Raw genomic sequence first — 23,421 nt, 5'->3', positions numbered from 1 at the left:
TCGTCTCGACGAGCTAACGATCTGCGAGACCGAGCACGTCGAGAATCCACGCCATCTCCCAGGCGCGCTCCTTCCAGCCTGAGTAGCGTCCGCTGACGCCGCCGTGTCCCGCGTGCATCTCCGTGCGAAGAAGCACCGGTGCGTCGACCTCGCGAAGGCGGGCGACCCACTTCGCGGGTTCCGCGTAGAACACGCGCGTGTCATTCAGGCTTGTCGTGGCGAGGATCCTCGGGTACGCGACATCGTCCCGGACGTTCTCGTAGGGACTGTACGACTTCATGTACGCGTAGACGTCGGGATCGTGTAGCGGGTCGCCCCACTCATCCCACTCGATGACGGTGAGCGGCAGGTCCGGGTTCAGAATCGTCGTGAGAGCGTCGACGAATGGAACCGCAGCGTGGATGCCCGCGAACAGATCGGGCGCCATGTTCGCCACCGCACCCATGAGAAGGCCCCCGGCGCTGCCGCCTTCGGCGACGATGCTGTCCGGTCTCGTGTACCCGGCATCCACGAGGTGACGCGCGCAGTCGACAAAATCGGTGAACGTGTTCTTCTTCTGACTCAGCTTTCCCCGCTCGTACCATTGGCGGCCGCGCTCGCCGCCGCCGCGGACATGAGCGATGGCGAAGGTGACGCCTCGATCGAGGAGGGAGAGCCGGGCGATCGAGAACCCCGGGTCCATGCTCATCTCGTATGACCCGTACCCATACAGCAGAAGCGGGCCGGATGCCGCGTCGCGACGCTTCACAATCGAGATCGGCACCTGCTCGCCATCAGAAGCCGTCGCCCACTCGCGCATCTGAACGTAATCATCTGGCGCGAAGTCGCCGAGCACGGGCTGCTGCTTCAGCACAGTGCGCGTCCCCGTCGCCGGCTCGAGCTGATAGACGGTGCTCGGTGTCACGAATGAGGTGTACCCGATGCGCAGCATCGGCTGGTCCCACTCCGGGTTCCCGCCGAAGCCCACCGTGTAGAGAGGCTCGTCGAATTCGATCGGCGCGAGGGCGAGCGCGTCGAGGCGGGCGGAGGGGGAGAGCTCGATGGTGGCGATGCGCGTCATCCCGTCTGCGCGGTACTCGACTGCGAGACGGTCACGAAAGGCCTCGACGGATTCGAGCCGTACGCCCGGATCGTGCGGGAGGACAGCGACAGCGGCATCCGTCCGACCCATATCGCCAGGTTTCAGCGCGTCGAGCCGGAAATTCTCTGCGCCGCAGTTGTGCAGGATCAGCAGGACCGACTCACCCCCGATGACGGCGTGCTCAACCTCGTACTCGACGCCTTCGCGCCGCGGCCAGACAACACGAGGCTCGGCGTCTGGAGCATCCGCATCGATCAACAGCCACTCGCTCGTGATGCTCGAGCCGAGCGCGATCACGATGTACTGACCGCTTCGCGTCACTCCCACGCCGGTCCAGTAACGATCGTCAGGCTCGTGAAACACGCGTGCATCGTCTTCCGCTGACGTCCCGACGCGGTGCCGCCACACGGTGTCGGGGCGCCACGCATCGTCGACGGTCGTGTAGAAGATCCACGCGCCGTCCGGCGAGAACGTCGCGCCGGAGAATGTTCCCGGAATCTCGTCCGCCAGATCGTCTCCCGTCGTGAGGTCGCGAACTCGCAGCAGATAGCGCTCATCGCCGACGGTGTCCACGGCGTACAGAAGACGAGTACCGTCTCGGCTGACGTCGAACGACCCGAGCCGGTAGAACTCGTGCCCCTCAGCTTCGAGGTTGTCATCGAGCACGACCTGCTCGCCATCGACCGCAGTATCTTCCGTGATCTCGGGTGGCTGCCATCCCGTCGCGGGCGCCCGCATGTGGCTCGCGTACTGCTTGCCCTCGGTCGTGCGGGAGTAGTACCACCAGTCGCCCTCGCGCACCGGGACCGACAGGTCGGTCTCCTTCGTGTGCGCTTTGATCTCCTCGAAGAGCGTCCGTCGCAGGGGAGCGAGGTGCGCTGTCTCCCTCTCGGTGTGCTCATTCTCCTGAACCAGGTAGTCGCGAACCGCCGGGTCGTCTTTGTCGCTCAACCAGTGGTACGGGTCGTTCACGCTGTCACCGTGGTGCGTGCGGGTGTGCGTCCGCTTCTCGGCGCGAGGTACATCTGTCATGTGACCACGCTAACCGTTACCGCGTACGGTGGAACCATGACTGAGATTCCAACGCGACAGCTTCGCGACGGCCAGGCCCTTCCCGCTCTCGGCTTCGGCACGTACCCGCTTCGTGGCGCAGAGGGCACCGCCGCCGTCACCTCGGCCCTGGAGAAGGGCTATCGCCTCATCGACACGGCCGTCAACTACGAGAACGAGGATGCCGTCGGCGCCGCGCTCGCCGAGACGCCGGTGCATCGTTCGGACATCGTCGTCACGACGAAGCTTCCCGGCCGTCATCACGGCTACGACGAGACCCTCGCATCCTTCGAGGAGTCTCAGCGACGCTTGGGGCTCGACGTCATCGACCTCTACCTGATCCACTGGCCGAACCCGAGCGTCGACAAGTACGTCGACTCGTGGCGGGCGATGATCGATCTGCAGAAAGACGGGCGTGTTCGCTCGATCGGTGTCTCCAACTTCACCGTCGACTTCCTGATGCGACTCGCTGCGGAGACCGGTGTGCTGCCCGCCGTCAACCAGGTTGAGGTCCATCCATACTTCCCACAGACTGAACTGATCGACTTCCACCGCGAGCACGACATCGTGACGGAGGCGTGGAGCCCGCTGGGCAAGGCCGCCGCGCCGTATAACGAAGACGTGATTGTGAAGATCGCCGAGAGTCACGGTGTCACGCCGGCGCAGGCCGTGCTCCGCTGGCACATTGATCGCGGTGTGATCCCGATTCCGAAATCGGCGGATGCTTCGCGCCAGCAACAGAACATCGACGTGTTCGGCTTCTCTCTGAGCGAGAGCGAGATTGAGCAGATCAACGCGCTCGGCACTCCTGACGGGCGTCTGTTCGGGGGCGACCCTGTGACGCACGAGGAGATGTGAAGCTCACACCCGTGGGCTGAGTTGACCGATGAGGCTCGCGGGTGCAAGGATCAGTTACGTCCGCCTTAACCGCCTTCGCCCACTCCGTGACGTCTCCGAGAAACTTTGGAATCGACGCCCGGGCGGTGGCCCGAATCAGAGATAATTGCCGGTGGAAATCACTTCCCTAGTTGTCCTGCTCGTCATCGGGTTTGCGCTCTTCTTCGACTTCACGAACGGCTTCCACGACACCGCGAACGCGATGGCGACCCCGATCGCCACCGGCGCGATGAAGCCGAAGGTGGCCGTCACAGTCGCGGCCATTCTCAACCTCGTCGGTGCGTTCCTGTCGACGGAGGTGGCGCGAACCATCTCCGGCGGAATCATCCGAGAAGGAGAGAGCGGCGTGCTGATCACACCCGCGCTCATCTTCGCTGGTCTGCTCGGCGCCATCGTCTGGAATATGCTGACGTGGCTCCTCGGGCTTCCGTCGAGCTCCTCGCACGCTCTCTTCGGAGGCCTCATCGGTGCGGCGCTGATCGGTGTCGGCATCCACTCCGTGGACTTCGGCGTGCTCCTGTCGAAAGTGATCCTGCCTGCACTGATCGCACCGCTCACGGCGGGCATCATCGCCTTCATCGCAACACGCATGGCCTACTCCATCACACGCCGGTACGACAAGAAGGCCGACGGCCGCAGCGGGTTCCGGTATGGCCAGATCTTCACCTCTTCGCTCGTTGCGCTCTCACACGGCACGAACGACGCGCAGAAGACCATGGGAATCATCACCCTCACGCTCATCGCAGTCGGCGCACAAGGCGCGGGCACTGGTCCACAGTTCTGGGTGATCGCGGTGTGCGCCCTCGCGATCGCGCTCGGCACCTACATCGGCGGCTGGCGCATCATCAAGACTCTCGGGACGGGACTCACCGAGGTGAAGCCCGCTCAGGGCTTCGCAGCTGAGACCTCCACCGCCGCGACGACCCTCGCCTCGAGCCACCTCGGCTTCGCGCTGTCGACCACTCAGGTCGCGTCGGGGTCGGTCATCGGATCAGGGCTCGGGCGTCGTGGCTCGAAGGTCCGCTGGGGGACGGCCGGCCGCATCGCACTCGGCTGGCTCATGACGCTTCCCGCCGCCGCGATCGTCGGCGCGCTTGCGGCTCTGCTCGCCAGCGTCGGCGCCATCGGTCTGCTCATCGACACGGTGGCGGGAGTCGCGATCATCCTCGGTCTGTTCCTCTGGTCGAAGCGCGACAAGATCGATCACTCGAACGCCGTGGCCGACGTCGCCGAGTCGGGGCTCGCTGTCAAGATCACCAAGCCGAAGCGGAAGAAGAAGGCGAAGAAGAAATGATCGACTGGATCGCATTCCTCACCGTGTTCGTCTCGGCGCTCGCCGGTACGGTGATCGTCGTCGGCCTGTACGCCCTCGGGCTTCGCCTGCTTGTATCGGCGGGTCGGGCACCTCTCGTGATGCCCGCCGAGTTCACCGACGCGATCACGGTCATGAGTCCGAAGAAGCTCGCCCGTGAGGAGAAGAGAGCCGAGAAGGCGGCGAGGAAGAACCCGCTCACACCAGCTCAGCGTGCGATGGCTCGAATTGGCGCCTACGCATGCTTTACGGGCTGCGTCGCCGCCGTGGTGTACGGCATCTACTTGATCGTGCCCCTGTTCCACTGATCTGCTCTGTGCGGGCGGGCGCGCGCCGCCCTCACCCGGTGCGACGCCAGCGACTGATCCAGTTCATGCTGTGATAGATCACGATTGCGGCGATCGTGCCGAAGGCGATTCCGTTGAATGTGACGCCTGACGCCTCGTCGGTCCAGATGAAGTTGGCGATCCCGATGATGAGCGCGGTGGCAGCAGTGAACTGATTGGCCGGCTTGTTGAAGTCGACTCGGTTGTCGATCCAGATCTTCACACCGATGATGCCGATCATTCCGTAGAGAGCGGTGGTGACTCCTCCCAGGACACCGGCGGGAATCGTATTGATGATCGCGCCGAACTTGGGGGAGAGAGCGAGGACGATGGCGACTGTTCCAGCCACCCAATAGGCGGCCGTCGAGTACACCCGTGTGGCGGCCATGACACCGATGTTCTCTCCGTAGGTCGTCGTGGCGCTGCCGCCGCCGGCTCCCGCGAGAACAGTGGCGAGACCGTCGGCGATCAGGCCCCGCCCGGTCTGTTCGTTGACGGAGGGATCGGTCATCTGAGCAACACCACGGATATGTCCCACGTTCTCGGCGATGAGGACGAGGACGACGGGAAGGAAGGCGGGCAGGAGCCCCCACAGTGACGGATCGGCGAACGGATTCGCCGGGGCGGTGAGCGTCGGCAGGCCGACCCAGGCGGCCTCCTCGACTGCGGTGAAGTCGACCTCGCCGAGGAACGCCGCCGCGACGTAGCCGATGACCACGCCGATGAAGATCGACAGGCGGCCGAGGATTCCGCGGAAGAGCACGGAGGAGAGGACGACCGCGGCAAGCGTCACAGTCGCGCTCACGGGGGCCTTCTGATAGTTGTTCCACGCTTCGGGTCCGAGATTGAAGCCGATGAGGGCGACGATCGTGCCCGCGACGACCGGAGGCATGACGGCATCCACCCAGCCGGAACCGGCCCACTGGACGATGATGCCGACGATCAGAAGCATGACCCCGACGGCGATGATGCCGAACTGTGCGGCACCCATGCTGTGCGCCGCTGTTGCCGCTCCGATCGGTGCGATGAACGCGAACGACGAGCCGAGATAGCTCGGAAGGCGGTTCTGCGTGATGATCAGGAACAGGATGGTCCCGATTCCTGAGAAAAGTAGCGTCGTGCTCGGCGGGAAGCCGGTGAGAATCGGGACCAGGAACGTGGCGCCGAACATCGCGACGACGTGTTGCGCGCCGATCCCGATCGTGCGTGGCCAGGACAGGCGTTCGGCCGGGCCGACGATGTCCTGAGCGCTGATGTTCTTTCCGTCACCGTGCAGGGTCCAGGGGAGGCGCATTCCAACTCGCTTTCGATCAGGGCGGCAAGCCCTCCAATACGGTAGCGGTCGTAACGTGGCCACGTGGCAGGGGATCGCCGAATCCACTTAGGATTGACCCGGCGGTCGAGAGCCGCTCCAGCTTCGTCGGGCACGAGAGCCCAGATAAGGAGACTCTGTGTCTACCGAGACCGCAGCCCCCGGGCGCCTCGACCGGTTCTTCGAGATCACCGCGCGTGGCTCCACCGTGGGCGCCGAGCTCAGAGGTGGTCTCGTCACGTTCGTGGCGATGGCGTACATCGTCATTCTGAACCCGATCATCCTCTCGGCAGGCACGGACGTCGAAGGAAACACTCTCGACTTCGCTCAGCTCTCAGCGGTCACGGCGCTGACCGCGGGGCTCATGACGATCCTCTTCGGGGTTGTTGCGCGACTGCCCTTTGCCTTCGCCGCGGGCCTGGGGATCAACTCGTTCCTGGCGTTCAGCGTCGTGGGCGAGGTGACCTGGCCGGAGGCGATGGGACTCGTCGTCATCAACGGGCTGCTCATCGTGCTCATGGCGGCCACCGGACTTCGCAGAATGATCTTCGACGCCGTTCCGATGCAGCTCAAGATCTCGATCACCGTCGGCATTGGCGTCTTCATCGCCTTCATCGGGCTCGTCAACGCGGGATTCGTGACGGCGACAGGGGAGCAGTCGCCACCCGTCGGCCTGGGGGTCAACGGTTCGGTGGCAACGGTCCCCACGCTCGTCTTCGTGATCACTCTCCTGATCGCGGGAGTCCTCGTGGCCCGAAAGGTGAAAGGCGGGCTCCTCATCGGCATCCTCGCGGGCACCGTCGTCGCCATGGTGCTCGAAGCGATCCTGCACCTCGGTTCGTCCGCAGACCAGGAGGGCGGCTGGAGCCTCGCGGTTCCGGCACTTCCGTCGAGTCTGTTCAGCCTGCCGGATCTGAGTCTGGTCGGTCAGGTGTCGTTCGGCAGCTTCGGCCGGATCGGAGCTCTCGCCGCGATGATGCTTGTGTTCACACTTGTGTTCACCAACTTCTTCGACGCGATGGGCACTATGACCGGTCTTTCGAAGGAAGCCGGTCTCGCTGATGACAAGGGCACGTTCCCACGTCTCAAATCTGCACTGATCGTCGAAGGCGTGGGCGCTGTGGCCGGCGGCGCGACCTCCGGGTCCTCGAACACGGTCTTCGTGGAGTCCGGTGCTGGAATCGGCGAAGGCGCCAGAACCGGGCTCGCGAACGTGGTGACAGGGGCGCTGTTCCTTCTCGCCATGTTCCTCACACCTCTCACCAGCATCGTGCCGAGCGAAGTGGCCGCCGCGGCGCTTGTCGTGGTCGGCGGGATGATGATGTCGCAGATCCGCGAGATCGAGTGGACCGACTTCTCTGTCACCCTTCCCGTCTTTCTCACCGTCGTGATCATGCCGCTGACCTACTCGATCGCGAACGGCATCGGCGCGGGCTTCATCGCCTGGGTCGTGGTCCGCACTTGTGCCGGCAAGGCGCGTGAGATCAGCCCGCTGCTCTGGATCGTCGCGCTCGGCTTCCTCGTGTTCTTCGCGCGGGGCCCGATCGAAGCACTGCTCGCATAGCGCTCGTGCGCGTGATCGCCCGGAGCCTTCGGCAACCCGGGTACAGTCAGAGGCATGAGTGAACGTCCGACACGAACGGAAACAGATTCCCTCGGATCGATGGAGATCCCAGCCGACGCGTACTGGGGCATCCACACCGCACGGGCATTTGACAACTTCGACATCAGCAGGCGGCCGATATCCGTCTACCCGCACCTGATCGTCGCTCTCGCCTCGGTCAAACAGGCCGCTGCGCGGGCGAACGCCGAACTCGGTGTGCTGAGCGCTGAGAAGGCGGATCTGATCGATCGCGCCTCCCAGAGGGTCATCGACGGAGAATTTCATGAGGAGTTCTGCGTCGGAGTGATTCAGGGCGGCGCGGGCACATCGACGAACATGAACGCCAACGAGGTGATCACGAACATCGCGCTCGAGATGGCGGGCCGTGAGAAGGGCGACTACGGCTACATCTCGCCCTACGACCACACGAACCGCAGTCAGTCCACGAACGATGTGTATCCGACGGCGATCAAGATCGCTCTCGCGCGGTCGCTGGCTGACCTTCTGAATGAGCTCGATCTGCTGCGAGCATCCTTCGCCCACAAGGCTCAGGAGTTCCGCAACGTGCTCAAGGTCGGTCGCACTCAGCTTCAGGATGCCGTGCCGATGACGCTCGGTCAGGAGTTCCACGGCTTCGCGACGACGCTCGGGGAGGACCACAAGCGTCTGGCGGAGACAATCTGGCTGCTCTCTGAGATCAACCTCGGGGCGACAGCCATCGGCACTGGAATCACGGCCGATCCCCGCTACTCATCGGTCGTGGTGAAACACCTCAACCAGATCACTGGTCTCGAGCTCGAGACCGCGCCAGACCTCGTTGAGTCGACGAGTGACGCTGGCGCGTTCATGTCCTTCAGCAGCGCGCTCAAGCGGTCCGCGATCAAGCTCTCGAAGATCTGCAACGACCTCCGACTGCTCTCGAGCGGTCCGCAAGCGGGGCTCGGCGAGATCAATCTGCCCGCGAAGCAGGCGGGGTCATCGATCATGCCAGGCAAGGTGAATCCCGTCATCCCCGAGGTCATGAACCAGATCGCCTTCTCCGTGGTCGGGGCTGACACCACTGTGACGATGGCCGCTGAGGCGGGACAGCTCCAGCTCAACGCCTTCGAGCCCGTCATCGCGCATTCGCTCCTGCAGAGCATCCTTTGGATGGCGCGCGGGTGCAAGACTCTTCGGGAGAACTCGATCGACGGCATCACCGCGAACGAAGATCGACTCGAGACCATGGTCGGCACGTCGGTCGGTGTCGTCACCGCGCTCACCCCGTTCATCGGTTACACCGCGGCCGCGGCACTGGCGAAGACGGCGCTTCTGACGAACAGGAACATCGCTGATCTCGTCGTGGAGGCGAACCTGATGACTCGGGAGGAAGTGACCAAGCAACTCTCGCCGGCGCGCCTGTCGGGACTTGAGGCGATCACGACGGCGATCCCGATCATTGACGACACGACAGCGCACGCTCCCGTCGGTCGAGAGGCGACGGAATCATGACGGCACGAACGCCTTAACGTCCTCATCGCCCGGTGTTCGCGGCTATACCTGCAAATCGACCGGGCGATGAGTTTGTCCGTTAAGGATGTCTCGACTCCGCCGGGAAGTCAAGAGTCTCGCAGCGGTTCAGGTTGCCGCGAGAAGCCCCGTCAGCTTGGATAGAACCATGACCGAATCACGCAAGACCAAACCAGAGGTCGAGGCTCCGACGGGACCGGCCCCCGAAACGCTCGAGATCACAGACGTCGAGGTGGGCGACGGCCCCGAGGCGCAGGCATCGTCGATCGTTGACGTGCACTACCTCGGTGTCTCCTATGATTCCGGCGAGGAGTTCGACTCCTCGTGGAGCCGAGGCGAGAGCATCAACTTCCCGCTTCGCAATCTCATCGCCGGGTGGCAGGAAGGCATCCCCGGTATGCGTGTCGGCGGCCGTCGCCAGCTCGTCGTGCCTCCGAACCTCGCTTACGGACCGGCTGGTGGCGGACACCCGCTGTCGGGTCAGACGCTCATCTTCATCATCGACCTGCTCGGCGTGCAGTAGCACGTGGATGCAGCAGCTCGCATTCGCGAACTCACGGAGACGATCCCGGACTTCCCGAAGCCCGGGATCGTCTTTCGCGACCTCACTCCCGCCTTCGCGGACGCCGAAGCGCTTCGTCTCGCTGTGGATGAGCTTGGCGCTCGATTCGACGGGGCGTTCGATGTCGTGGCTGGAATCGAAGCGCGTGGATTCCTGCTGGCATCCGCTCTGGCATACTCCACCCGGACCCGGCTTCTCGCGGTGCGTAAGGCCGGAAAGCTGCCGGGCACCGTACTCACCGAGGAGTATGCACTCGAGTACGGAACCGCCTCGCTCGAGATCAAGCCGGACTCCCTCCCTGAAAGGGCACGTGTTCTGATCGTGGATGATGTCCTCGCGACAGGAGGGAGCTGTCTGGCCGCGGCACGGCTCGTGGAGCGCGCTGGCGCATCCGTCGCGGGCGTCGCCATCGTCATGGAGCTCACGGGACTCGGCGGTCGGAAGGCGCTGAGCGCATACGATCTCGAGACGCTGCTCGACGCCCCCGCGTGAGCAGCCTGAACCGACGCCTTATCGTGCCGATATGCGGTTCAGGGGCGATATGTGGCAATCTTCTGGAGTCACTGTCATCTCGTCGGCAGCACCGGTGTGTCGGCGAGGTGACACGAGAACCACAGGATTGGCCAAGGGATGCCGCAGAAGCCCCAGCTCGACAAGATCGACCGCGCCCTGCTGAAGGCGCTCTCCGTCAACGCGCGTGCGTCTGGCTCACAGCTTGCTGCTGAGCTCGGCATCGCTGAGTCGACTGTGTCTCTCCGTCTCAAGCGACTTCAGCGTTCAGGCGACATCACTGGCTATCACGCGGATATCGATCTCTCCGTGCTCGGCGCTCCGATCCAGGCTGTCATCGCGATTCAGCTGACGCAGCACGATCGGTCAGACATTGAGGCCTTCCGGCGTGAGGTGACCGCCTGGCCCGGCGTGCTGTCGCTCTTTCATCTCGGCGGTCGGGACGACTACCTTCTCCATGTCGCTGCGCGCAGCACGACTGAGCTCAGGGACTTCGTTGTGAAGTACGTGACTGGGCACCCCGTCGTCGCGCATTCGGAGACGAACATCGTGTTCGAACACGTCAAGGGAACCGGGTGGCAGGAGCTTCTTTCGTGACAAGACGGGAATGAACGGCGGGTCCAGAGACGTTTCACCGATGATGAAGCTCTCAATTCTCGACCTGATTCCGGTTCGCTCCCGACAGACCACCGCGCAGGCACTGGCCTCGACCGTCGAACTCGCGCAGCGCGCTGATGCCCTCGGCTACACGCGCTACTGGGTGGCGGAGCATCACAACATGCCAGCTGTCGCATCGACAAACCCCGCCGTCCTGATCGCGCTGCTTGCGTCCCGAACCGAGCGGATCCGCGTCGGCTCCGGCGGGGTGATGCTGCCGAATCACGCGCCGCTGATCGTCGCTGAGCAGTTTGCCCTTCTGGAAGCCTCAGCACCGGGACGGATAGACCTCGGCATCGGCCGGGCTCCGGGAAGCGATCCGGTCGTGACCGCGGTGCTCGCGCAGTCGGGTACCGCGAGCGACGTGAACCGTTTCCCCTCGAACGTGAGCGACATCATCGCACTGCTCGGCGCCGACGGTGCGCAGGTGAAGCTCACAAGCGGAAAGGAGTATGCCCTGCGCGCGACACCCGCGGCTGTGGGGCAGCCGGAGGTCTGGCTCCTGGGCTCGAGCGATTACTCGGCGTCGCTCGCGGCATCCTTCGGTCTCCCGTACGTGTTCGCGAATCACTTCAGCGGCTCAGGGGCGGAGCGCGCGCTCGACGTGTACCGCTCAGGTTTCACACCCTCGGCCTATGCGGACGAGCCTCGTACATTCATGACAGCGAACGCCGTCGTCGCATCGACGGACGAGGAGGCATACGCCCGCGCGCTGCCGAACCTTCAGCAGATGGCGAGACTGCGCACCAACAGACCGCTCGGCCCGCTCGCGACGGTGGAGGAGGCGGCAGATGCGGAGACGGATGCTCTGACCGAGGAGTTCATCGCTAACGCGGTTTCCGGGTACATCCTCGGATCTCCCGCGACAGCCGCTGCACAGGCTCGAGCTCTCACGGAGAGGTACGGTGTCGACGAGCTGATGGTGTCCCCTGTGGCGGGATCCTCGTCGGCCGACCCGTTGGATGCTTCTCCGGCCCGCATCGAGACGATCGAGCTCCTGGCGCAGGCGATCGGGCTGGGGGACGCCGCAGGGCAATGAGCGATTCCCCGCGTGTGGCTGGTTGGGAATAGATCGCGACTCCATGCGGTTGGCCCCAATATCCATTCATTTGAATACAATTGACCGGGGAGTTCACAGCATGCAGTTCGGAATCTTCAGTGTCGGCGACATCACGCCCGATCCGACGACGGGAAAGACCCCGACGGACGGGTCTCGACTGCTCGACGTGCTCACGATCGCCCAGCACGCCGAGGAGGTCGGCCTCGACGTCTTCGCGATGGGGGAGCACCACAATCCGCCGTTCTTCCCCTCGAGTCCCGTCGCCATCAACAGCTTTCTGGCGGCGAAGACCTCACGAATCATCCTCTCGACTGCGACGACGCTGATCACCACCAACGATCCGGTTCGCCTCGCCGAGGACTACGCCATGCTTCAGCACCTCTCTGGAGGGCGCATGGACGTGGTGCTCGGTCGCGGCAACACGGGGCCGGTCTACCCGTGGTTCGGTGAGGACATCCGTCAGGGCATCCCGCTTGCCATCGAGAAGTACGGGCTGCTCCACAGGCTCTGGCGAGAGGAGTACGTCGACTGGGAGGGGCAGTTCCGCACGCCGCTGCAGGGGTTCCAATCGACGCCGCGCCCGCTCGACGGCACCCCGCCGTTTGTGTGGCATGGCAGCATCCGCTCCCCGCAGATCGCCGAGCAGGCGGCCTATTACGGAGACGGGTTCTTCGCGAACCACATCTTCTGGCCGGCCTCGCACACGCAGCGGATGGTGAGCCTCTACCGTCAGCGCTTCGAGCACTATGGTCATGGCACAGCCGACCAGGCGATCGTCGGTCTCGGCGGTCAGGTATTCATGCGAAAGAATTCGCAGGATGCCGTCAACGAGTTCCGTCCCTATTTCGACAACGCGCCCGTGTACGGGCACGGTCCCAGCCTGGAGGAGTTCACCTCTCAGACGCCACTGACGGTTGGCAGTCCTCAGCAGGTGATCGACCGCACTCTGGGGTTCCGCGACTACGTGGGCGACTACCAGCGTCAGCTGTTCCTGCTCGACCACGCTGGTCTTCCGTTGAAGACCGTGCTGGAGCAGCTCGACTTGCTCGGCGAAGAGGTCGTGCCCGTGCTGCGCCGGGAATTCGCAGCTGTGCGCCCGGCGCACGTTCCTGACGCTCCGACGCATGCGGCTCGTGTCGCAGCTCGGAATGCACAGGGAGATTCAGCCGTTACACTGAGCGCGTCACCCGCAGAATCGGAGAAGTGAATATGACAACCCGCACGCTCGCTGTCGTGTCGTCGGGGCTGAGCAACCCGTCTTCGACGCGGATGCTGGCCGACCGACTGGCCGAGGCTACGACCGCGATCCTCGCTGACCGCGATGTTGAGGTGAAGGTCACGACGATCGAGTTGCGCGATCTCGCGCACGCGATCACGAACAATCTCCTCACCGGCTTCGCAGACGAGAAGCTGGAGTCAGCCATCGAGGCGGTCACGAACGCGGATGGTCTGGTCGCTGTCACGCCCATCTTCAAGACGAGCTATGCCGGACTGTTCAAGTCTTTCGTCGACATCATCGACAACACGGCTCTGACGGATCTTCCGGTGTTGATCGGCGCCACGGGAGGCACTCCGCGTCACTCCCTCGCGCTCGATTACGCGATTCGGCCACTGTTCAACTACATGCACTCGGTCGTCGTGCCGACGAGTGTGTATGCCGCGAGCGAAGACTGGGGCACCGGGGCCGATACCGTCAAGGCGCTTCCCGACCGCATCGACCGCGCTGCACGCGAGTTGGCGAATCTCATGGAGCACTCCGAACGGTCGCAGAACGTGCGTGACCCCTTCGCGCTCGATGAGACCTACGATCAGCTCCTCGGGGGCTTTCAAGGAAACTGAGCGGGTATGAAAGCGGGCCGCCGAGATATTCTCGGCGGCCCGCTTCTGCGTGTGACGTCAACCCGTTTTGCGACGGAAATCCCGTGACTGATCAGGGCGGCGCTGCGCATGATCCACGGGAGATGACTCATTCAGATGAGGCTCGCCCTCCGGACGTGCGTTGTCCTTCTTACGGTCGAGAGCTTCTCTGAATTTCCGCTTCACGTCATCAGACGGTCCAGATGCTGTCGGCTTGTCGGAGCTCATGGTCCTCCTTGCTTCCCCCTTGGGCGAGGATCGCCTCCGCGGCGGTCGCGGTTCGATTCAGACTATTGCACGGATGCCGCTCGCACCAGAGGTCTCTCATCACGGTGCGGCAAGATAGTGGGATGCCGCGTCGACGTCTGCTCTGCCTCGTGCTCACGCTCGCCTACGCGGTGTTCATCGGGCTCGTCACACTCACGCCCGCTCCGTTCGATGACGGTGTATCCGGCACCATCGATCGTGTGCTGTCCTTCTTCGCACGGCATCCGATGTCCGCCTGGATCACTTTCGATCGGCTCGAGTTCATCGCGAACATCGGCATGTTCGTTCCTCTCGGCGCGCTGCTCGTCATACTGCTCGGACGATCTCGCTGGTGGATCGCCATCCTCCTGTGCCTTGGGTATACGGTCTTCATCGAGTCGTTCCAAGCGATCGTGCTCGCAGCGACGCGCTATGCGACGTTGAGCGACGTGGCCGCGAACACCCTCGGTGGTGCCCTCGGGACGGGCCTTGGTCTGCTGGTTCTGGTCTGGGTCGGGTCGCGCAGGCGCGCTCGACTTCGAGCGCATGTTGCGGAGGGCACGGAAGCCTGACTGCGGCGATCCGTCTGCTAGTATTGTCAGGTTGCCGTATAACGGCCGCGGATAAAGAGAGCTCGCACACAGGGTGACGGGCACCGCGCAACGACGGAAAGGGGATCGATTCTATGGCACTTGATGCAGAGACCAAGAAGGCGATCATCGAAGAGTACGCTACGCACCCCGGTGACACTGGATCCCCTGAGGTTCAGATCGCCGTGATGACGAAGCGCATCACCGACCTCACTGAGCACCTGAAGCACCACAAGCACGACCACCACTCGCGTCGTGGTCTGCTGCTTCTCGTCGGTCAGCGCCGTCGTATGCTGGGCTACCTGGCAGACGTCGACATCAACCGCTACCGTGCGCTCATCGAGCGTCTCGGTCTGCGCCGATAAGCGTTCAATCGCACTTCTTCCAGGCGGCCGTCACCCTTCGGGTGGCGGCCGTCTGACGTAGGCTGGAGCAAGCAAACCGCGAAAGGATGCCTCGTGAGCCGAGTGCTGAAGACGGTTCTGGGAATCGTCATCTTCATCGTTGCCGTCGTGATCGTCTGGAACCTGATCGGTGCGCTGTTCCACGTCGCGATCTTCCTCGTCAAGGCGCTGTTCGCTGTGGTGATCGCGGCGATCCTCGTCGGTGTCTTCTTCATCGCCGTGCGGAAGCGCGAGTGACTGCGTCGCCCGTCGTCAAAGAGAGTCGGGCTGCGCCAGCCGGATTCTTCGAGGCCGAGGCGGCTGGGCTTCGCTGGCTCGCGGCTGCCGGGGGAGCGCGCTGTGCCGAGGTGCTCGACGTGTCGCCCGGGCGAATCGTTCTCGAGCGGATCCACGAACGTCGGCCGAGCGCAGAGGCCGCTCGGGAGTTCGGCGAGGCACTTGCGCGAACGCATGACGCAGGCGCGGCCTCCTTCGGGGCGTCACCTGCGGGGTGGGACGGCCCTCTGTACATCGGGCGTCGTGAGATGCCGACGATGACATCATCTCACTGGGGCGAGTTCTATGTCGCTGCGCGCGTACGCCCTTTCCTCGATATCGCGGTCGACGCCGGAAACCTCGCTCGATCGGAGCGTCGCGTCGTGGAGGACGCGTGCGATCTGATCGCGGAGGGAACCTTCGACGATGAGGAGCCGCCGGCCCGGCTTCACGGAGATCTCTGGAACGGCAATGTGCTCTGGGCGGATCAGGTCGTTCTGATCGACCCCGCAGCCCACGGCGGCCATCGAGAGACTGATCTTGCGATGCTCGCGCTGTTCGGATGCCCGGAGATCGACAGCATCGTGGCGGGCTATGAGTCGCGGCATCCTCTCATCACCGGATGGCAGGAGCGCGTCCCCGTTCACCAGCTCCACCCACTGGCCGTGCACGCAGCCGGTCATGGTCGAGGGTATGGCGTTGAACTCGCGCGTGCCGCGCGCAGAGTGCTCGATCTCGTCTGACGTCGACGCTGTGTGCGCCCCTGCTCAGGAATCCTCGTCGCGCTTGGTTTTCCTCGGAGAGACGGTCGGGACGCTCGCCGTCCGTGGGCGTCGTGAACCGGTCGGATCTGTTCGACTCGGTCCGGCCGGCATCCCATCGTCCTTTGCGAACAGCCATCGAGGCTTCGGCTCGATGAGTGGCCGGAAGAACCGTCGCACAGGCTCCGTGGAGAGAGCTATGGAGAGAAGTATCGCGATGATGACCATCACGGGGAGAAGCAGATCAGCGTGCTCCGCCTTCGAGAGAATGCCGGACTCGCGGATCGGGTAGAGCGCGAAGCTGTGCAGCAGATAGACGTACATGGTGGCTTGACCGAAGCCCGTCATCCAGCTCTTGCGGCGCGGAACGAGAAGCATGAACGCGGCGATGAGGATGACGTTGAGGATGATGATTGCGAGTCGGACGCCCCCGGCCCACCAGGCATCCTCCCCGAGTCCGTCGTACGAATCGTCGTAGAAGAACCAGAAGCGCAGATCGATGTCGCGCCAGAGATCGATGTGAAGCCACACGACGGCCGTCCACGCGGCGAAGACAGCGACGGCGATGAGTCTCAGCCACCAGGGCCGATACTCATCGAGCTTCCAGCGCGAGACGACATCCCAGTGCTTGATTCGCCAGCCGAGCACGAAGAAGGGGAGGATCCCAAAGAGGCGGGAGAGCGAGAACGTGTTGTCGACGTTGTCGAGGTAGCCGACACCCACCGAGAGCACGATGGACCAGAACAGCGGCCAACGCAGAAGCGCGAGATAGGGAAGCACGAGCCTGAAGATGGCCAGTGCGAGCAGAAACCACAGAGTCCACGAGGGCTTCGTCGGGTTGAGCGTCTGGTCTCCCTCGGCGAAGAACTTCACGATCGTCCAGATCGTCTCCATGATCACGTAGGGCAGCACGATGTCTGTGAGCACGCGCTTCATCTGGCGAACGGATGCCGGGCCCGACTTCGAGAAGTAGCCGCTCACGAAGGCGAAAGCGGGCATGTGAAACGCGTAGATGACCAAATACAGGGTGAGCGCGATGTCAGAGTCGGCGATCAGACGCTGGATGGCGTGACCGGTGACGACCAGCACGATGCAGAGGAATCGAGCATTGTCCCACAGCGGAACGCGCTTCTTCTTCGCGGGCATGGGCGCCGGCTCAGTCTGCGGTGTCGTGCTCATGTGTCTCCTTCAGCCCAACAACTCTAAACTGCGGCCGGGTGCCGCGGGTCATCCGCGGCGTCGATGTCATGCGCATCCCCGGGGAACTCAGGGAGCCACCAGACCGCCGTGCCCCATGCGAGGATTCCGGCGATGACAGTTGTGAGCGTTGTGAGCGCGGGAAACGGTGTGTCGGCCAGCTGGGTCGCCAGCCACACAGGCAGTGTCCCCGCGGCAGACGCGATCAGGCTGACGGTGAGCGGATTGGCGATGACGCCTCGTAGGGTGGGGCCGAAACGCAGCCACCCGCCGGTCAGTATGAGCGCGACGGCCGCGCACGCGACGGCCACCGTGAGAGGAGTGACGATTCGGTGCTGCAGGTGAATCGGCGCGAGCACGGAGGGGATGGCGGCGATCGTCGATGCGAAGACGAGGTACACGGCGGGCGCTGTCAGCCATCCCAGGCGAGATTGAGACAGGGAAGACGTCGTGAGCGCGCGAGTGCGAGCGACGCCGATGCACCCCGCGCTTGAAGCGCTGAGCAGCCACCAGGTCACATCCAAGCCTCGTGCGAGGACGAGAGCGGATGCCGCAGCGGACGTCATCACACTGAGTGCGGCGAAGAGCGTGGCTTGGGCCATCGCGCGTCGCCGAAGCCCGGACACATCCGCGACGGTCGCCTCTGACAGTGGGATCGCCACGTGCCGCAGGCGCTTCAGCAGATGTCGCCATCGCGCCGCAGAGTCGCAGACGACGATGACAGCGATGCTGATGAGAGCGCAGCTGATGAGATGGGCAGGCCAAGTGACGGCGAGCTCGGTTACTCCACGCGGGGGAGCGACTCCGCCGATCACTGCGACTGCGATGCCGATGATGGCGGCGACGACCGCGGCGCGCAGTGGGGCCATGGCGAGAGGGAGCGCGACGGCGAACGGGCGGAGTAAGCCGATGAGAATTCGAGTGGGACGGCCGACCGATCCGGCGATCGCGCGTGAGGCTACGCGCACGGCTCGGGAGGCTACGGCCAGTCGGTAGGCAGGGGCGAGGTTCTCGAGTGTGTCCGCGCCGAATTCGAAGCGGCGTCGGATCTCTTCGACGGAGGTAGCCGAGGCCTCGCCGCTCAGCGGTGCATTGTCTGACGAGGCAAGTTCGGTCAGGAGGGCAACCTGAACGTCGTCGACGTCCGATTCTGAGGCGTCCTGACTGCCTGCGTCTGTCCGTCGCATGAGCATGCGGACAAGGGATGCCGAGGCGTCGAGCCGCCCCCACCACCAGTCGTTCGATCGCCACGCAGCGCTGAGAAAGCCCCCAAAGTTCCAGAGGAGAGAGCCGGAGAGTTTGTCTTCGGCGCTCAGCGTGTCCGTCCCATAGAGACGTGTCACCGTCTCGTCCGTCACATCGCGACGGTCGAGCGAGAGGGCAAGCCCGGTCCGCGCGCTGCGTCGGCGTCTCACAAGAGGCGCGTACTGATCGGCATGTGCAGGTGGCTCGGCCGCGGTGAGTCGCTCGAATGAGATGGAGCTGAGCGCGTCGGGGATACCCCGGGGCGCGAGGAACGAAGGGAGGTCGCGGGCTGTGAAGGCGTCTTCCTGACTGGGAGCGCCGCTGAACGGGCTGTTTCTCCAGTCCGGCACCTCGGCGACCGCCGGGGATACGGCGCGCGCGTCACCTACCACGACATCGAGTGCGTGCCAGAGGGTGCTGAGTTCGTGAGCTCCGCTCGCCCTCACCCATTCGGCTGCGGCTGCGTTGGCCGGGTCGGCTGCACCGTGTGCGGCCGTCAGCACGCTCGCGGTCACAGCATCTCGGGCATCGGATGCCTGTGCTAGTACGTGATAGATGCGGAGCCTCAGCTCCGCGGCAGCGCGAGCGGCGTCGTGATCCGCGAGACGCTCGAGATCTCGGACCCAGGCCAGCGCGCAGAGCGCGGCATCGTAGAGTCCCTGGGGGCCGGCACAGATCGACTCGCGCGCCGTGGCATCAGCGTCGTCGGCAGCGCGATCGAATCGAATCTGCAGAGCAGCGGCAAGGTGCTCTCTGGAATTCTGCTCCCACGGCAGCCAGGTCGAGCGGGTGGGGAGAGTGGCGCTCGCCTGCCAGTGCGAGGGATCTGCTGTGACGGCCGTGAGATATCGTGCGTCGCGCGCCGCACGATAGCGCGTGTACGCAACGCGTCCGCGCTCAGGGTCGAAGGCGGTGCGCTCCGACGACGTGGCGAATGCTCTGCCTCGTGCGGCATCCCTCAGCAGCTCCAGGCGAAAGCGTTCGACGCGAGCGACCTCTGGCCCACCGGGATCTCCATCGTCTGATGCATGACGCCCGGCGCGCAGCACATTGAGCACGCGTGACTGGCGATCTTTGAATCGTCGCAGCACGCCCACGGGGCCCTCGGCGGGTGACGGTCCATACCGAGTCGGTCGGACCGTGTTGGGAGGCGGGACAGGTGGGCTCGGATCCAGGTAGAGCAGGACGCGGTCCGATCGCGTCGCCGATGCCGACCGGCGAACAGCCCGGAACGCCTGATCGATCGGCACATCATCGAGGATGCTGCCGTCGATGACCCGGAAAGGGTGGTTCCAGTCCGGTCGATGGCCGCTGAAGACGAACGACATATCGATATGACGCGAGTCGCCCGTCACGGACTCGCCGACGCGCTTCGTCTTCGAGAAGATGAGCGCCGGCTCGAAGGCACCGGGAAACGACGACGTGGAACGAGCGGCATAAGCCAGTCGAGACAGATCTGATCCGTCTCCAACCTGAGCGGGTATGCGCCGTCCGACTTCAGCGGCCGGGGAAGCGCTGTCAGCCACGAAGTGGAAGTACCCTCTCGTGTCATACGAGCCGGGCACGCTGCGTGAGGTGCTGTCGATGATCGTGGCGGCGAGGTCGACAGAGATCGTCGAGGACACGTGCAGGGGGTTGCGTCCGATTCCCGGTTCAGTGTGGAGAGCGTGAAGCGCGGACTCCACGCGCGGCCAGAAGTAGTAGTCGCCGCGCATGAGGGAATCGGCTGTGCGAAAGCCCGGTGGCTGCAGGAGATGACGCACGTCAGCGGCTTCCTGCCAGGCATCGAGAAGGGAGTTGACGCTGGCGCCGGCTCTCTGGGCGACGCCGTAGACGACCGCGTTGAGGCCACCCGCGCTCGCGCCGGCGAGCACGTCGAACTGGATCGCGTCGTATCCCGCCGCATCCAGATGCCGTGCGTACACCGTTGCGCGCGAGATCTCAGGCCCGTCGAGGTCGGGAGACTCGTCCTCAGAGGGGGTGACGTAGTACGCATCCCAGCCGTCTGTCGTCTCAGCGATCCTGATGCGTCGAGCGACATCGAGCTCGGCGATGGCGCCTCCGATCCAGACGGCGAGGCTCACGCCCCCGCGCAGAGCGAGCGCGATGCGCAGCACACGCCCGTGGCGCCCGTGGTCGGGGATGCTCGTGACAGCTGACCGATCGGAGATGCCCTGGCCGATTCCGAGTGCCACCGCCCGCATCTGCGACCCATTCATGCGACCTCCCCGGGTGTCGGTGCCTCAACGCTAGCGCCCGGCACCGACGGCGTGCCAGAGCGCAGAAATCCAGCCTCTGAACAGGCCTCTCTGATACCATCGCTCTGGCCGGTCACATGATCGGCTTTGCAAGAACGGAGCAGGCCGGCAGGAAGCTGGTCCTCGGTGGTGGATCTCTCTCGGACGACAGCGAGAGCGGTTTTCTACTGGAGATCAGCCATGACGACCTCACTGTGGTCATGAGTATGTACTGCCTGTTCTGCTCCGTGAACGTCGGGCACAAGCCCGCGGACACATAAGGAGAGTGACCTTGGAGGGTCCAGAAATCACCGCAGCGGAGGCCGTGCTCGATAACGGCCGCTTCGGAAAGCGCACCGTGCGCTTCGAGACGGGTCGTCTCGCACAGCAGTCGCAGGGTTCTGTCGCTGCATACCTCGACGATGAGACGATGCTTCTCTCGGCGACGTCGGCCAGCAAGCATCCGAAAGACAACTTCGACTTCTTCCCGCTCACAGTGGACGTCGAGGAGCGCAGCTATGCCGCGGGGAAGATCCCCGGCTCGTTCTTCCGTCGGGAGGGACGCCCCTCGACCGACGCGATTCTCGTCTGCCGGCTGATCGACCGCCCGCTGCGTCCGTCGTTCGTCGACGGACTGCGGAACGAGGTGCAGATCGTCGTCACCGTGCTCTCGATCGCCCCCGGCGAGTTCTACGACGCGCTCGCGATCAACGCGGCTTCGGCATCGACTCAGATCTCGGGTCTGCCGTTCTCCGGTCCGATCGCCGGTGTGCGGCTCGCACTCATTCCGGGTGACGGTCAGAACGCCGATCAGTGGGTTGCCTTCCCGAATGCGGAGCAGGTCGACCAGGCTGTGTTCGACCTCATGGTGGCCGGCCGTGTCATCACCGGCGCCGACGGTTCGCAGGACGTCGCGATCATGATGGTCGAGGCTGAGGCGACAGAGCACAGCTTCGATCTGATCAAGGCGGGCGCCGTCAAGCCCAACGAGGAGATCGTGGCCGACGGTCTCGAAGCGGCCAAGCCGTTCATCTCGGAGCTCGTGCGCGCACAGTCCGAGATGGCAGCGCACTCGGCGAAGGAAGTCCAGGACTACCCGGTCTTCCTGCCCTACACCGACGAGGTTTTCGCCGCGGTGGACGGTCTCGCGGCCGACGAGCTGTCGCGTGTCTACCAGATCGCAGACAAGCAGGAGCGTCAGAACGCCGATGACGAGCTCAAGGAGCGCGTCAAGGAGCAGATCGCGGCAAAGGTCGAAGCGGGCGAGCTGCCTGCTGAGGCTGCCAGCCAGGTCTCGGGGGCGTACAAGGCGGTCACGAAGCGGATCGTTCGCGGTCGCATCCTCACCGAGGGTGTGCGCATCGACGGTCGCGGCCTCGCGGACATCCGCCCGCTCGACGCTGAGGTCCAGGTGATCCCACGGGTTCACGGCTCCGCGATCTTCCAGCGCGGCGAGACGCAGATTCTTGGTGTCACGACGCTCAACATGCTCAAGATGGAGCAGCAGATCGACTCGCTGTCGCCGCAGACGCACAAGCGTTACATGCACCACTACAATTTCCCGCCGTACTCGACGGGTGAGACCGGCCGAGTCGGCTCTCCGAAGCGCCGCGAGATCGGGCACGGCTTCCTCGCCGAGCGCGCTCTGGCGCCGGTTCTGCCGAGTCGTGACGAGTTCCCGTATGCGATTCGTCAGGTTTCCGAGGCTCTCGGTTCCAACGGCTCGACCTCGATGGGATCCGTGTGCGCGTCGACCCTCTCGTTGCTGAATGCGGGAGTGCCGCTGCGTGCCCCTGTCGCGGGTATCGCGATGGGCCTCGTCTCCGATGAGGTCGACGGAGAGACGCGCTACGCCGCGCTCACTGACATCCTCGGTGCGGAAGACGCTCTGGGCGACATGGACTTCAAGGTGGCGGGAACCAGCGACTACGTGACGGCTATTCAGCTCGACACGAAGCTTGACGGCATCCCGGCATCTGTGCTGGCGGCCGCCCTCACGCAGGCCAAGGATGCCCGTTCGCAGATCCTGCAGGTGCTCAATGCGGCGATCGACGCTCCGGACGAGATGGCGCCGACCGCGCCGCGCGTCATCAGCGTTCAGATCCCCGTCGACAAGATCGGCGAGCTCATTGGTCCGAAGGGCAAGACGATCAACGGCATCCAGGACGAGACCGGCGCCGACATCTCCATCGAGGAGGACGGTACCGTCTTCATCGGAGCTGTCGATGGTCCGTCTGCCGAGGCCGCTCGTGCCCAGGTGAACGCGATCGCCAACCCGACCAATCCGGAGGTCGGCGACCAGTTCCTCGGAACGGTCGTGAAGATCGCCGCCTTCGGAGCATTCATCTCGCTTCTGCCGGGCAAGGATGGCCTGCTGCACATCTCTGAGGTGCGCAAGCTCGCTGGCGGCAAGCGGGTCGGCGCCGTTGAGGACGTCCTCAGTGTCGGACAGAAGATCCTCGTCGAGGTGACCAAGGTCGACGACCGCGGCAAGCTTTCGCTGCAGCCGGTCATCGCCGAGGAATCCGAGGACGGCGAGAAGAAGGCCGACGAGGCTGCTGAAGCTTCCGAGAGCTGACATCGAGTCTGAAGAGACGGCCCGTCCCGCATCAGCGGGGCGGGCCGTCTGCTCATGCGTGGGGCAGCGGCGCGCACCATTGAGAGCGACTGCGCGGTGACGTAGTCTCGAAGTAATCCGGCAACGAGGCCGGAGCCGCTCGCCGAGCCACAAGCGACGCGAGTGGAACACG

The 23,421-nt window shown here is 64.3% G+C and carries 21 protein-coding genes; 16 read left to right on the top strand and 5 right to left on the bottom strand.

Translation table 11 applies throughout. The annotated features are described in order from the left end of the window. Positions 1-13: 13 nt before the first annotated feature. Positions 14-2,113 (bottom strand): S9 family peptidase, encoded by a 2,100-nt coding sequence (locus ACSAGD_RS08225; RefSeq protein WP_437582238.1) that lies wholly within the window; start codon positions 2,111-2,113, stop codon positions 14-16. A gap of 36 nt (positions 2,114-2,149) precedes the next feature. Here ACSAGD_RS08225 and ACSAGD_RS08220 point away from each other — a divergent pair, with 36 nt between their 5' ends. The 3 genes from ACSAGD_RS08220 to ACSAGD_RS08210 all read left to right on the top strand — a co-directional run bounded on the left by ACSAGD_RS08220 (position 2,150) and on the right by ACSAGD_RS08210 (position 4,648). Beyond that, complete coding sequence (locus tag ACSAGD_RS08220) at positions 2,150-2,989, top strand: aldo/keto reductase (RefSeq protein ID WP_437582236.1); 840 nt, start codon at positions 2,150-2,152, stop codon at positions 2,987-2,989. A gap of 151 nt (positions 2,990-3,140) precedes the next feature. Next, a complete protein-coding gene (locus ACSAGD_RS08215; protein ID WP_437582235.1) occupies positions 3,141-4,322 on the top strand; it encodes an anion permease in 1,182 nt (393 codons plus the stop codon). Further along, a complete protein-coding gene (locus ACSAGD_RS08210; RefSeq protein ID WP_437582234.1) occupies positions 4,319-4,648 on the top strand; it encodes a peptidase in 330 nt (109 codons plus the stop codon). The genes ACSAGD_RS08215 and ACSAGD_RS08210 overlap by 4 nt, the downstream gene beginning before the upstream one ends. A gap of 31 nt (positions 4,649-4,679) precedes the next feature. On the opposite strand, the gene ACSAGD_RS08205 is transcribed toward ACSAGD_RS08210, so the two are convergent. After that, the gene (locus tag ACSAGD_RS08205) at positions 4,680-5,960 is read right to left on the bottom strand and encodes a uracil-xanthine permease family protein (RefSeq protein WP_437582233.1); all 1,281 of its coding nucleotides are present in this window, start codon (positions 5,958-5,960) and stop codon (positions 4,680-4,682) included. A gap of 157 nt (positions 5,961-6,117) precedes the next feature. On the opposite strand from ACSAGD_RS08205, the gene ACSAGD_RS08200 reads away from it, so the two are divergent. From ACSAGD_RS08200 to ACSAGD_RS08165, 8 genes are all read left to right on the top strand, one after another. Continuing rightward, entirely contained in the window at positions 6,118-7,542 is a 1,425-nt protein-coding gene (locus tag ACSAGD_RS08200) for an NCS2 family permease (RefSeq protein ID WP_437582232.1), read from the top strand. A gap of 54 nt (positions 7,543-7,596) precedes the next feature. Further along, positions 7,597-9,072: an aspartate ammonia-lyase gene (locus ACSAGD_RS08195; protein ID WP_437582231.1), complete on the top strand. Its 1,476-nt coding sequence runs from the start codon at positions 7,597-7,599 to the stop codon at positions 9,070-9,072. 166 nt (positions 9,073-9,238) lie between these two features. After that, positions 9,239-9,613, top strand: coding sequence for an FKBP-type peptidyl-prolyl cis-trans isomerase (locus ACSAGD_RS08190; RefSeq protein WP_437582230.1), 375 nt, complete (start codon positions 9,239-9,241; stop codon positions 9,611-9,613). A gap of 3 nt (positions 9,614-9,616) precedes the next feature. Further along, a complete protein-coding gene (locus ACSAGD_RS08185) occupies positions 9,617-10,144 on the top strand; it encodes an adenine phosphoribosyltransferase (protein ID WP_437582229.1) in 528 nt (175 codons plus the stop codon). Positions 10,145-10,282: 138 nt separating this feature from the next. Continuing rightward, a complete protein-coding gene (locus tag ACSAGD_RS08180) occupies positions 10,283-10,759 on the top strand; it encodes an Lrp/AsnC family transcriptional regulator (protein WP_437582228.1) in 477 nt (158 codons plus the stop codon). Between the two features lie 40 nt (positions 10,760-10,799). Continuing rightward, positions 10,800-11,858: an LLM class flavin-dependent oxidoreductase gene (locus ACSAGD_RS08175; RefSeq protein WP_437582227.1), complete on the top strand. Its 1,059-nt coding sequence runs from the start codon at positions 10,800-10,802 to the stop codon at positions 11,856-11,858. Between the two features lie 100 nt (positions 11,859-11,958). After that, entirely contained in the window at positions 11,959-13,086 is a 1,128-nt protein-coding gene (locus ACSAGD_RS08170; protein ID WP_437582226.1) for an LLM class flavin-dependent oxidoreductase, read from the top strand. Positions 13,087-13,088: 2 nt separating this feature from the next. Then, positions 13,089-13,718, top strand: a complete 630-nt coding sequence (locus ACSAGD_RS08165; protein ID WP_437582225.1) for an FMN reductase — start codon at positions 13,089-13,091, stop codon at positions 13,716-13,718. Between the two features lie 57 nt (positions 13,719-13,775). On the opposite strand, the gene ACSAGD_RS08160 is transcribed toward ACSAGD_RS08165, so the two are convergent. Further along, positions 13,776-13,964 (bottom strand): DUF5302 domain-containing protein, encoded by a 189-nt coding sequence (locus tag ACSAGD_RS08160; RefSeq protein WP_437582224.1) that lies wholly within the window; start codon positions 13,962-13,964, stop codon positions 13,776-13,778. 122 nt (positions 13,965-14,086) lie between these two features. On the opposite strand from ACSAGD_RS08160, the gene ACSAGD_RS08155 reads away from it, so the two are divergent. The 4 genes from ACSAGD_RS08155 to ACSAGD_RS08140 all read left to right on the top strand — a co-directional run bounded on the left by ACSAGD_RS08155 (position 14,087) and on the right by ACSAGD_RS08140 (position 15,974). Next, positions 14,087-14,554 carry a VanZ family protein gene (locus tag ACSAGD_RS08155; RefSeq protein ID WP_437582223.1) on the top strand — a complete coding sequence of 156 codons (468 nt, stop codon included), beginning with the start codon at positions 14,087-14,089 and terminating at the stop codon, positions 14,552-14,554. Between the two features lie 113 nt (positions 14,555-14,667). Beyond that, on the top strand, positions 14,668-14,937 hold the full coding sequence (rpsO, locus tag ACSAGD_RS08150; protein WP_437582221.1) for a 30S ribosomal protein S15: 270 nt from the start codon (positions 14,668-14,670) through the stop codon (positions 14,935-14,937). A gap of 93 nt (positions 14,938-15,030) precedes the next feature. Next, positions 15,031-15,213, top strand: a complete 183-nt coding sequence (locus ACSAGD_RS08145) for a hypothetical protein (RefSeq protein WP_437582220.1) — start codon at positions 15,031-15,033, stop codon at positions 15,211-15,213. Beyond that, the gene (locus tag ACSAGD_RS08140; protein ID WP_437582219.1) at positions 15,210-15,974 is read left to right on the top strand and encodes a fructosamine kinase family protein; all 765 of its coding nucleotides are present in this window, start codon (positions 15,210-15,212) and stop codon (positions 15,972-15,974) included. Before ACSAGD_RS08145 ends, ACSAGD_RS08140 begins: the two co-directional genes overlap by 4 nt. 24 nt (positions 15,975-15,998) lie before the next feature. On the opposite strand, the gene ACSAGD_RS08135 is transcribed toward ACSAGD_RS08140, so the two are convergent. Together ACSAGD_RS08135 and ACSAGD_RS08130 are read right to left on the bottom strand one after the other, a co-directional pair. Continuing rightward, on the bottom strand, positions 15,999-17,171 hold the full coding sequence (locus tag ACSAGD_RS08135; protein ID WP_437582218.1) for an acyltransferase family protein: 1,173 nt from the start codon (positions 17,169-17,171) through the stop codon (positions 15,999-16,001). 23 nt (positions 17,172-17,194) lie between these two features. Then, positions 17,195-20,653: a DUF3376 domain-containing protein gene (locus ACSAGD_RS08130; protein ID WP_437582216.1), complete on the bottom strand. Its 3,459-nt coding sequence runs from the start codon at positions 20,651-20,653 to the stop codon at positions 17,195-17,197. A 310-nt stretch (positions 20,654-20,963) separates the two neighbouring features. Between ACSAGD_RS08130 and ACSAGD_RS08125 the strand changes: the two genes are divergently transcribed. Next, positions 20,964-23,249, top strand: coding sequence for a polyribonucleotide nucleotidyltransferase (locus tag ACSAGD_RS08125; protein WP_437582215.1), 2,286 nt, complete (start codon positions 20,964-20,966; stop codon positions 23,247-23,249). The last annotated feature ends 172 nt before the right edge of the window (positions 23,250-23,421 follow it).

The sequence above is a fragment of the Paramicrobacterium salitolerans genome (genome assembly GCF_051513965.1).
Taxonomy (GTDB): Bacteria; Actinomycetota; Actinomycetes; order Actinomycetales; family Microbacteriaceae; genus Paramicrobacterium.
Note: the sequence above shows the minus strand (reverse complement) of the source record. Positions and strands in the feature narration are given on the sequence as shown.